Origin of the sequence: Candidatus Arsenophonus triatominarum (assembly GCF_001640365.1) — a bacterium.
GTDB lineage: Bacteria > Pseudomonadota > Gammaproteobacteria > Enterobacterales > Enterobacteriaceae > Arsenophonus > Arsenophonus triatominarum.
Map to the genome: position 1 here is coordinate 1 of NZ_LWMI01000028.1, position 9187 is coordinate 9187.

Genomic DNA, 9187 nt, shown 5'->3' on the forward strand with positions numbered 1-9187 from the left:
TGAAAGAATTATCGATTCACAAATGACATCCAGCAAGATGAATGATGCAATTCTTGATATAGCAAAAATATGGAATTTATGATAATATCGACTTCTGCGAACCTGAAGACATTGAATTCCATCTGATAGGAGCATAATTAATCAATTCACAAAATCAAATCCTTTCTTTTTATTAATCATAAATAAACAATTCATAATATAATCAATGTCTTATTAAGGTGATCATTATTCCTGTTTTGTGTGTTGTTGGATTACACAGAGGGAGCGAGCCTGACGCGCCAGAAATATCTGGCAATCAAATTAGTTTCAGGATGTGTGAATGCGGCTCTGCGCTCGCGGGACAGTCAACATTCTATAAATTATCTTTCAAATAGCTAAATATAGTTTGATTGCGTTTACCCGACCGTGATGACTGTAATCGGACACCAAGAGGCACTTGGCACACATCCTAACTTTTCAGCAAATGTTAACAAGGAGTACACATAATGAGATTGGACAATCCACGCATTGTAACGGCAAAGCATCCCAATATGGGTAATCTGGTTGGGATTACTAATGGTAGTCGTCATTTGAGCGATGCAAAATACTTAAGCAGCATTGATATATGGAATGACGACGACATGGAAACAAAAACTTTCAAAGAAATTATACAGTGCTTAACAAAAGAAAATAAGCGTCTTAAAAAAGAGAATTTAAGACTGATGAAGATATATCGTGAAATTGGCGGGCTGTGCAGGACTTGAACCTGCAATAAGTAAATTTTATCTACTGCTCTACCATTCAGCTAACAGCCCAATGTTAATTATAGTGCGGGCATCAAGAAAGCTTTAACCACCAGAGAGAGAATACCTAAAATACCCGCACCTAACATCCAGCGAATTAACTTTTGTTCAGCACGAATACCAGACATTTCAAGTTGTAGGTCTTTACGGACTATTTCCATGTCTTTACGAACATTGGTTATTTCAGCAGATAAGTCCTTACGGACATCAGCTATGTCACGTTTAACGTCAGCAATATCAGCTTTAGTTGCTACATCCGCAACTTCATGCGATCTACGTACAACAAGTGAAATAGCTTTAGCTTGCTGACTAGTAAGTCCAGCCGTTTGAAGCTCTTCTGATGCCTGTAGTGTATCAAATGCAACCTGACCCATAGGAAATCCTCCTTTTTGGTAAGTATAACGGGTTTAGTCTGCAATCTGCAAAATCTTTCACGTTAATACCTTAATTCGTTTACTCACGGAGAAACCGTTATGTCTAAATTAGTTGTTATTGAAAATACCGTTGTTCATCAAAACGCTTTCGGGCGTTATTGTCTGAATGATTTACATAAAGCCGCAGGAGAATTAGAAAAGGATAGACCTAAGTATTGGCTCGCCAATGATAAGACTCAAGAATTAGTTGCTCAATTCGTAAGCGATGGTGGAATTCCCCCATCGGTTATTAAAGGAGGTACAGAGCAGGGAACCTACGTTGCTAAAGAACTGGTTTATGCTTATGCCATGTGGATTAGTGCAGCTTTCCATCTCAAAGTTATCCGGACGTTTGATGAAGTTATTTCTACACCTATCCAACCACTAACCGATAAAGTTCAGGCTGGATTAGCAATGCTGGCATTCTGCAAACAAGAATTGCGTATCGCACCTTCTGGTATGCTTGGTGCAATGAAAAAGCTACAAAATTCACTTGGTATGCCGGATATCCTTCCCGCTTATGCTGTTGATGCACCAGAAGGGAGTTTAACGGGTTCAAGCGAAGTGACGCACTCTTTTACGGAGCTTTTATACTGCATGGCAAGCCTTACAGCCCACCATCTGGCTTTAAACGTCTGTAATTATTAGGTATTGTTGAGCGTAAATCACGTCCAAGTAGCAAACATCCTGATAAAGAAAAATTATTCTGGTCACTGACAGAAAAAGGATTACAGTTTGGCAAAAACCTAACAGACCCAAATCATCCTCGTCAGACTCAGCCTCATTTTTATGATAACCAATTTCATAGATTGTTAGGTCTCATGATGAACGGAATTGCAGCATAATAAACCATTGACGAAAAAAGAAATCATGCGCTATATTCTATATCAGGTGCTGAACACACCTTCAACGAGCGGATATCCGCACCCGACAGTTTAGCGGTTTTTTTACGTCCATAGATTATGGTCGGGTAGTGAACAGAATATACAAAACCCTGAAAAGGGGAAAACTGTTGGCCGTCTCGTTGCGGTGTTCAAGTACCCGACCGCCCATCTGAACAGTGGGTTTTAATAAATCAACGAGGACATAAAAATGACCACTCCAAAACTATCCATTGATGCTTCAACGGCATCTCCAAACGTATACATTAATAATGGTAAAACAGTAACAACATCAATTGCTATTGCTGAATACTTCCAAAAAACTCACGACAACGTACTCAAGAAAATTCGATCAACAATTTCTGAATGTGATGATGAGTATCATGTCGTTAATTTTAACGAGATGTTCTTAGAGATCGAAGTTGCAAATGGAGCACTACGAAAAACTCCCTACTACGAACTTACCCGAGATGCATTCGTTTTGATCGCGATGGGCTTCACGGGTAAAAAAGCTTTAAAATGGAAAATAAACTACATCAATACCTTTAATCGCATGGAAGCTGAATTACACAATTCTATCGCTGTAACCGGAGCAACAAATAAAGTTCTTCTCACCTTACTTCCAAATGGTAAAGTAGATAGCGCAAGAGTCATTCATGACAATGAATATGTTGCATCACTAGAGTCATTGTTTGAAATTGGCCGTCGCGCGGGTTATATGATTATTCATAAAGATGAATTAATCAAAAAACTATCAGAATAGCTTAATTTTCCTCGAGCACGTCTCCGTTTCAAACGGAAGCGTGCACCACATTAATAAATACCAATATTCATTCATCAATTAACTTTGAGGGATATCCTTATGTCAAATTTAATCAACATCGAAACAAAAAACATCAATGGTGAATTAATCCAGACTGTTAATACCCGTGATTTACATTCATTTTTGGAAAGCAAGCAGGAGTTTGCTAATTGGATAAAAGACCGCATCCAACAATACGGTTTTATTGAACATCAGGACTTTTTGATAAATTTATCAAAAACCCCAAATGGCGGTCGTCCAGCAAAGGAATACCACATCTCCCTCGATATGGCGAAAGAACTATCCATGGTTGAACGCAACGAAAAAGGGAAACAGGCCAGACAGTACTTCATTGAATGCGAAAGACGAATTTTACAATCACAATTACCCAATAACCCAACAACTTTAGGCTTACCTAATTTCATTGACCCTGCTGAATCTGCAATTGCATGGGCTGAGCAGCATAAAAAAGTTCAACTGTTAGGGGTACAGGTTCAACAGCTTGAAACCGAAATCGATAGCCTAAAAAACCTGTTTCAGATTGGTATGACACCTGTTCAATTCTGCAAGCAGCTTAATGGCGTAAATATTAACCAGGTCAACCTTTTTCTGGAATCGCGTCATTTTCTCTACGATGCAGAAAAGGATATCAGCAAGGCTCATGTCTGGCGTGTTCATTCTTATGCGAGAGATACCTATCTAACCGAATCACCCTTCATCATGACAAACGATTACGGGAAACACCAGTGTTATAAAATCGTTCTGCTAAAAAAGGGGGCTTCATGGCTATATAACCAATACCTCAAAAGTAAGCTACCGATGAAGAAAGACTGGAACGGCGAATTCACTCACGACAAATATAGTCAGGTGGCATAAGGGGTAACGATGAACAAAGACAACATCCTGCTAGCGCTGGCAAGACAGGCAGCAAAGTTAGCGATTGATACCCAACGACAAGATATATGGCTAATCGCTTTATCACTGCAACTAAAAGCTTATGGAAAAAATCATCATGCCCCTTAAATCTGAAAAGGCGAAAAAACGCCATCTTAAAGAAAAAATTATCACTCTGCTACTGGATTCGTCCTTTTCACAAAATGAAATCGAGTTATTAGTCGCGGAGATTAAAACCAGAAAAAACAGGATGCTATTTCAGTTCGAGGAGGTCAAATGAACCCTTACGCCATGCAAGATTACTGGTACGAACAACAGCAAGAAATTGCTTATTGGGAAGACAGGCTGGACGACGAAATCAGCGAACTTGTCCAGCCTGTTTATGACTGCCTACCTTCCTCAGTGATGCGAAAACTCAGTATTGAGGATTTTGACGATATCTGGAAGGCGCTGTTTAACCATTTCAAAAATGAGAACATCCATCAGTACAAAGCACTTCGAGCACCTAAGAGGAAATATCTATGAGCGAAACACAACATACCGAAAAAGAGAGAAGTTTTCAACAACAGGTTTGGGAAACGCTGTCGGTGATTAATGTTAACGATAAAGTTGAAAAGAAAAACGGCCTTTCTTATCTCTCATGGGCTTGGGCATGGGGCGTATTAATGGCACATTATCCAGAATCCTACTATGTCATTGATGCCATTAGCTATAACAATGATGGCAGTGCGATGGTGTCGTTAACACTCACGGTTAAACAAGGAAATAATGAGTTTCCCCGAAAAATGTGGTTACCCGTTATGGATTACCGGAATCAGGCTATTTCTAACCCTAATGCCGTTGATATCAATAAAACGCTCATGCGCTGTCTCACCAAGGCTATTTCAATGTTTGGATTAGGATTTTATATCTATGCCGGAGAAGACTTGCCTGAACAGGAAAAAATTGTAATACAGAAAGAAGCCGCACAACAAAAAGCCCGTTACGAACAATTAATCCAGGAATTAGAAACATCAGCAAAAGGCGGTATTGAATCAATGAAATCCCATTGGCTGAAATTAACACCAGAAGAGACGGATATCATTGGCGAAGAAAATAAAATGGCTATTTATCGCAATATTGCAATGAAAAACGAGGCTAATCATGAAGCAGAAAACGGACGAATGGTTTCAGGCAAGACTTGGGAAAGTCACCGCCAGCAATTTACACAAGGTGTTATCCAAAGGCAGGGGAACAACGCAACGAAACTACCTCATGCAATTAGTTTGTGAAACCCTTACCGGACGACGAGAAGAAATTAAAACCAATCAGGCCATTGAACGGGGCATTGCCCTTGAACCACAAGCTAGAGCGCGATATTGCCTCAATGAGTTTGATGTCACGGTCACCGAAGTGGGCTTTATCCCCCACCCGTCTATTGCGCTATTTGGGGCAAGTCCTGATGGTTTGGTTAATGATGATGGACTTATCGAAATCAAATGCCCCAACACCACTACCCACATTGAAACCATTGTCACAGGAAAACCGAAATACGAATACCTGTTACAAATGCACGGACAAATGATGTGCACAGGGAGAAACTGGTGCGATTTTGTCAGCTATGATGACAGGCTTCCCCCTAACCTTGCTTACTACAAAATCCGAATTATCAAGGATGACAATTTAATTAACGAGATTGAACAGGCTGTTCAAGCATTTATCGAAAAGCTGAAATCAGAAATCAACAAAATTAATCAAAAAGTGGAGGCAACATGGCAAACCACAACCAGTGTAACTTTACCGGACGCATCGGCATTAGAAACCCGATACACCCCAGAAAAATCCCATACCCATTTTCTATCGCTATCAGCAAATCAAAAAAAGAAAAACAGCGGATATGAGAACACATGGTTATTGCAATTTAAGAAAAAGCAATAAATAAAATCATGCACAAAAAGGCATTTTGTTCGTGTTACCACTATCAAAAAAAATGGACGGATAAATCCGGGAAAGAAAGGTTCACCCGAATTTTGTCAATGAAATTGAAATATTGGGCAACCAGAAAGAAAGAAAACCGCAGGAAAGTCAAGTAGACCGAATGTGCCAACCACTAACCAGCCAGACAGTAACACAATTATCGAGCCCGATTTTGATGATTCTATCCCCTTTTAGTCACAGGAGACCCACCATGTGGATTTTAATTTTAGCCATGTACACTAATTATATCGGAGGTTAAGCAATGAAACTTAACATCATCAAATGATTAATCACGACATTATTATTTATCAGCGCGGCGTTTGCCTTCGAACTGATAGTTGGACATCTTGCACACGCGATGCCGTCATTGACCCACAAATCAGGTTTAAACGTGGCGAATTAGGCAATATCCATTTAGGCGGCAAGACTACTGGTTATCGGCATCATGATAGTACCAGCACTTCTTTGTCTATTTGGGGTATTCCTTGATACCTTGAAGAAATAGTTGCAAAACAAGAAGTCATTACCCCACCTAGCTATTCCACTTAATAATACTCATTCATCAATTAACTTTGAGGAATACGATATGCAAAATTTAATCAATATTGAAACAAAAAATATCAATGGTGAATTAATCCAACAGTAAATGCACGTGATTTACATGCGTTTTTAGGGGTAAAAAACCATTTTAAAGATTGGATAAAAGGTCGCATTGAAAAATATGGATTCATTGAAAATGAGGACTTCGTGACTTTTGCGGAAAAAACCGCAAAAGGTAGACCGTCTATAGAATGTGCAATCTCTATCAACATGGCGAAAGAGTTATCCATGGTTGAGCGCAACGAAAAAGGGAAACAGGCAAGACTTTACTTTATTGAATGTGAAAGAAAAGCATTAGAAGCCGTTAGTCCGGTTAAGATATTAAATGACCCATCAGCGATGAGAGGATTGTTGCTTAATTACACGAAAAAGTTATTGCGCTTGAACACAAAGTCGATGAGATGAAACCGCAAGTTGAAGCACTAAAACGAATCAGCTATTCAGAAGGCTTTTGTATTACTGATGCGGCAAAATCACTCCAAATGAAACCCAAAGCACTTTTTTCATGGTTACAAGGACATGATTGGATTTATCGGCGTGTTGGTGGAAAAAGTTGGGTTGGCTATCAGGATAAAATCAAGCAGGATTTAATCGAGCATAAAGTGACTGTCGTTGCTAGAAATGACGGTTCGGAAAAGTTAACTGAACAGGTAAGAATTACGCCAAAAGGACTTGGAAAATTATCCGTTCTTATATAGTGAATAATACCAAGCAAAAAAAGACCAGCGCAAGGCTGGCCAACACCAGGTAAAATGTTACTGTTAACAAACACACAACGTTAACAATACTACCATAAATAACCTTATAAAAATTAATGTTTTGATCAACATTTACATTTATGTAATCAATAACCGGAGTAATCCTATGAATAACATCCATGAATACCGAACAACGTTACATCATGTCAAAGCAGGATGCAGGTTATTTATCATTGTGAGGTGATGAAAATAATTAGATTGAAGGAAAAAAAATTAACAAACAAAGGATTGATATATCAATTCGATACCGATGGAGAAAGCGGAATATTAACCGGAAATGGCGGTAATAAAATCACTGTCTTAGAAAAAATAGACGACTTACATAAAAGTAAAAGCTGGTATATTTAACAGGAGATGAAGTGAAGTATGACCTGATACTCGCAGACCCACCTTGGCAATACCAAAAAAAGCATCAAACAACGCAGCAAATAAATCCTAATACTCTACCCCACAAATTATATCCCTAACCTAACAAAAGACGAAGATAACCATTCATGGCTTCGCTATTGATTTTTGTGGGCAATGAAGCGCCTGAAAATAGTGTGAGTTTTTAAATGAGGACATAAACGTGAATAATAATTCTATGTTCATTACAGATGAACAGATGAAAGAACTAACAGGTTACCAAAAACCATCCAAACAATGCAAAGTTTTAGAAGAAGCGGGAATCTTTTTCATTAAGCGGCCTGATGGTCGACCCAAAACGACATGGGAACATTTCAATAAACGACTTTCAAAAGCAACGGGTATTAACTTTGCTGAAAAACCAGATTTCGGAGCAATCTAAATGGCTAGAAAAAGAAAAAATCCGGCTGATAATTGGATGCCTTCAAGAGTGAGAAGAGGAAAATCAGCATTTGAGTTTTTGACTCCAGATGGAAGGACAATTCGATTATGTGATTTTTCTTTTACTCAAGCCCGAGGTGTGGGTTGCATACGAAAATTATTGCTATCATACAAAAATGAAGAAACACTTGCAGCTTTATTTAATGCATTTTTCAATTCCCCTGACTTTCTTAATTTATCAGGTGAAACGCAAAAAGATTATAGGAAATATGCCAATAAGTTAATGCCTGTGTTTGGAAAAATGTTACCTGACAATATAAAGCCAGAACACATTCGTAAGTATATGGACAAAAGAGGTCTAAAGAGTAAAACTCAGGCTAACAGAGAAAAGACATTATTGTCACGTGTTTTTGGGTGGGGCTATGAGCGAGGATTAGTCAAAATAAACCCATGTAAGGGAGTAAGGCAATTCAAAGAAAAAGCTAGAGATCGCTACATTAGCGACAAAGAATATAATGTATTAGTCTTTAACTTAATCCGACAATTCTGATTTAAAAAAGAGCGTTACCGGTTTTAATTAACATCATTAGATAATTAAATAAAAGGTAATTCTATGTATCAAACAAATAATCCTATCATCAACATAAAGTCGGGTTACTTAACCTCGCTGAAGAGCTTAATAACGTCTCAAAAGCCTGTAAGATTATGGGGGTATCCCGAGATACGTTTTATCGCTACCAGGAACTTGTTAACGATGGTGGGATAGACGCTTTAATTAATCAAAATCGACGGGTGCCTAACGTAAAAAATAGAGTAGATGAACAGATTGAAAGCGCTGTAGTCGAGTATGCGATTGAATACCCTGCACACGGTCAACACCGCAGTAGTAATGAACTAAGAAAAAAAGGCATTTTTGTTTCGGGAGTGGCGTTCGCTCTATTTGGCTGCGCCATAATCTCGAAAATTTTACAAAACGCCTAAAAGCGCTTGAAGATAAAATCGCAACAGAAGGAATTATCCTGTCAGAATCACAAATCAGTGCTCTAGAAAAGAAAGCGCAAGATGATGAAGCCTGTGGTGAGATTGAAACAGCGCATCCAGGTTATCTGGGTTCACAAGATACTTTTTATGTCGGTCATTTAAAAGGCGTTGGTCGTGTTTATCAACAAACTTACATTGATACTTACAGTAAAGTCGTTCATTGTAAGCTTTACACAACAAAAAGCGCGATAACGGCGCAGATTTATTAAATGACAAGGTTCTCCCTTTTTATTCCCAGCATGGGTTACCGGTGTTACGTATACTGACGGACAGA

Annotated in this window: 12 protein-coding genes, 1 tRNA gene and 4 pseudogenes; 15 read left to right on the top strand and 2 right to left on the bottom strand. The window is 38.7% G+C overall.

Annotated features, from left to right (window positions below):
- Window positions 1-485: 485 nt before the first annotated feature.
- Window positions 486-743, top strand: coding sequence for a hypothetical protein (locus tag AYJ55_RS27130; protein WP_063656976.1), 258 nt, complete (start codon window positions 486-488; stop codon window positions 741-743).
- On the opposite strand, the gene AYJ55_RS19725 is transcribed toward AYJ55_RS27130, so the two are convergent.
- Window positions 722-794: transfer RNA gene (locus tag AYJ55_RS19725), tRNA-Phe, on the bottom strand. The genes AYJ55_RS27130 and AYJ55_RS19725 overlap by 22 nt on opposite strands.
- Window positions 795-802: 8 nt before the next feature.
- Window positions 803-1156 (bottom strand): CCDC90 family protein, encoded by a 354-nt coding sequence (locus tag AYJ55_RS19730; RefSeq protein ID WP_063657381.1) that lies wholly within the window; start codon window positions 1154-1156, stop codon window positions 803-805.
- 99 nt (window positions 1157-1255) lie between these two features.
- On the opposite strand from AYJ55_RS19730, the gene AYJ55_RS19735 reads away from it, so the two are divergent.
- From AYJ55_RS19735 to AYJ55_RS27135, 14 genes and pseudogenes are all read left to right on the top strand, one after another.
- Complete coding sequence (locus tag AYJ55_RS19735) at window positions 1256-1843, top strand: KilA-N domain-containing protein (protein ID WP_425393813.1); 588 nt, start codon at window positions 1256-1258, stop codon at window positions 1841-1843.
- Window positions 1844-2287: 444 nt separating this feature from the next.
- Window positions 2288-2839, top strand: a complete 552-nt coding sequence (locus AYJ55_RS19740; RefSeq protein ID WP_063657382.1) for a Rha family transcriptional regulator — start codon at window positions 2288-2290, stop codon at window positions 2837-2839.
- Between the two features lie 99 nt (window positions 2840-2938).
- Window positions 2939-3754 (top strand): antA/AntB antirepressor family protein, encoded by an 816-nt coding sequence (locus tag AYJ55_RS32230; RefSeq protein WP_074168127.1) that lies wholly within the window; start codon window positions 2939-2941, stop codon window positions 3752-3754.
- Between the two features lie 9 nt (window positions 3755-3763).
- On the top strand, window positions 3764-3901 hold the full coding sequence (locus AYJ55_RS31130; protein ID WP_187153132.1) for a hypothetical protein: 138 nt from the start codon (window positions 3764-3766) through the stop codon (window positions 3899-3901).
- A gap of 147 nt (window positions 3902-4048) precedes the next feature.
- A complete protein-coding gene (locus AYJ55_RS19750) occupies window positions 4049-4297 on the top strand; it encodes a hypothetical protein (protein ID WP_063653611.1) in 249 nt (82 codons plus the stop codon).
- Window positions 4294-4752, top strand: a pseudogene (locus AYJ55_RS33775) (Sak single strand annealing protein); the annotation flags it as partial. The gene AYJ55_RS19750 and the pseudogene AYJ55_RS33775, both read left to right, overlap by 4 nt.
- 163 nt (window positions 4753-4915) lie before the next feature.
- On the top strand, window positions 4916-5689 hold the full coding sequence (locus tag AYJ55_RS19760; RefSeq protein ID WP_074168174.1) for a lambda-exonuclease family protein: 774 nt from the start codon (window positions 4916-4918) through the stop codon (window positions 5687-5689).
- Window positions 5690-6233: 544 nt separating this feature from the next.
- Window positions 6234-6374, top strand: a complete 141-nt coding sequence (locus AYJ55_RS31135) for a hypothetical protein (RefSeq protein ID WP_187153340.1) — start codon at window positions 6234-6236, stop codon at window positions 6372-6374.
- Window positions 6374-6617 (top strand): annotated as a pseudogene (locus tag AYJ55_RS36420) (antA/AntB antirepressor family protein); the annotation flags it as partial. The gene AYJ55_RS31135 and the pseudogene AYJ55_RS36420, both read left to right, overlap by 1 nt.
- 112 nt (window positions 6618-6729) lie before the next feature.
- A complete protein-coding gene (locus AYJ55_RS29890; RefSeq protein WP_162505760.1) occupies window positions 6730-7026 on the top strand; it encodes a phage antirepressor KilAC domain-containing protein in 297 nt (98 codons plus the stop codon).
- A gap of 240 nt (window positions 7027-7266) precedes the next feature.
- Window positions 7267-7434, top strand: a complete 168-nt coding sequence (locus AYJ55_RS31140; protein WP_187153273.1) for a hypothetical protein — start codon at window positions 7267-7269, stop codon at window positions 7432-7434.
- A 235-nt stretch (window positions 7435-7669) separates the two neighbouring features.
- Window positions 7670-7873 carry a DUF4224 domain-containing protein gene (locus tag AYJ55_RS19775; RefSeq protein WP_063657415.1) on the top strand — a complete coding sequence of 68 codons (204 nt, stop codon included), beginning with the start codon at window positions 7670-7672 and terminating at the stop codon, window positions 7871-7873.
- Window positions 7874-8395 (top strand): annotated as a pseudogene (locus AYJ55_RS19780) (site-specific integrase); the annotation flags it as partial.
- Window positions 8396-8485: 90 nt separating this feature from the next.
- Window positions 8486-9187, top strand: a pseudogene (locus AYJ55_RS27135) (helix-turn-helix domain-containing protein); the annotation flags it as partial.

Coding starts and splice junctions, on each gene's coding strand:
- AYJ55_RS27130 (WP_063656976.1), top strand. CDS start 486: ATGAGATTGGACAATCCACGCATTGTAACGGCAAAGCATCCCAATATG.
- AYJ55_RS19730 (WP_063657381.1), bottom strand. CDS start 1,156: ATGGGTCAGGTTGCATTTGATACACTACAGGCATCAGAAGAGCTTCAA.
- AYJ55_RS19735 (WP_425393813.1), top strand. CDS start 1,256: ATGTCTAAATTAGTTGTTATTGAAAATACCGTTGTTCATCAAAACGCT.
- AYJ55_RS19740 (WP_063657382.1), top strand. CDS start 2,288: ATGACCACTCCAAAACTATCCATTGATGCTTCAACGGCATCTCCAAAC.
- AYJ55_RS32230 (WP_074168127.1), top strand. CDS start 2,939: ATGTCAAATTTAATCAACATCGAAACAAAAAACATCAATGGTGAATTA.
- AYJ55_RS31130 (WP_187153132.1), top strand. CDS start 3,764: ATGAACAAAGACAACATCCTGCTAGCGCTGGCAAGACAGGCAGCAAAG.
- AYJ55_RS19750 (WP_063653611.1), top strand. CDS start 4,049: ATGAACCCTTACGCCATGCAAGATTACTGGTACGAACAACAGCAAGAA.
- AYJ55_RS19760 (WP_074168174.1), top strand. CDS start 4,916: ATGAAGCAGAAAACGGACGAATGGTTTCAGGCAAGACTTGGGAAAGTC.
- AYJ55_RS29890 (WP_162505760.1), top strand. CDS start 6,730: ATGAAACCGCAAGTTGAAGCACTAAAACGAATCAGCTATTCAGAAGGC.
- AYJ55_RS19775 (WP_063657415.1), top strand. CDS start 7,670: ATGTTCATTACAGATGAACAGATGAAAGAACTAACAGGTTACCAAAAA.